General features: G+C 64.8%; 1 protein-coding gene. It reads right to left on the bottom strand.

The window, feature by feature from the left end; genetic code table 11:
- The coding region (locus VXC91_RS46765; RefSeq protein ID WP_329513390.1) for a tyrosine-type recombinase/integrase at positions 1 to 477 on the bottom strand (477 nt) is incomplete at its 3' end.
- Between the last annotated feature and the right edge of the window lie 71 nt (positions 478 to 548).

Raw genomic sequence — 548 nt, forward strand, 5'->3', positions numbered from 1 at the left:
CCGCACGGAGTTCGCTGCGAGCGGCTTGCAGACGTGCTTCTTCTTCGTCCTGGCGTCGGTCTTGCCGTTGCGCCGACCGTCGCACTGCTCCCTGCAGCGCCGCAGCCGCGCGTAGAACAGCTCCAGCTTCTCGGCGGTCAGCTTGCTTGCCTTGAGGTCACCGAAGGTGGGCTTGAGGTAGTTGCGGATCAGTCCTTCGGTCCGCTCGTACGACGTCTCGTCCAGCTCGGCGATGCCGAGCCACCGGTCGAGCAGGAACGACAATGCCACCTGGCTCTTGGGGTGGCGCTGCTCGTCGACCTCGTGAAGGAGTCTCGTGCGGACCTTCTCGGCTTCCTCCGGGGTGGTGGCCTGCTCGTGGAGGTAGAGGTCCTTCTTCGTGAGCGGGTCACGACCCGCGTAGACCCGCACCTGGAGACCGTCTCCGTGGGAGCGGATGCTGCCGCGCTGGCGGCGCCTGGATCGTGTGTTCGTCATGGCTGTGGAACCTATTCATGGTCAATGCCATGGCCACGACGATCAGCGCGCCTACACCGTAGGGGTAAACA

The sequence above is a fragment of the Streptomyces chiangmaiensis genome, assembly GCF_036281785.1.
Classification (GTDB): Bacteria; Actinomycetota; Actinomycetes; order Streptomycetales; family Streptomycetaceae; genus Streptomyces; species Streptomyces chiangmaiensis.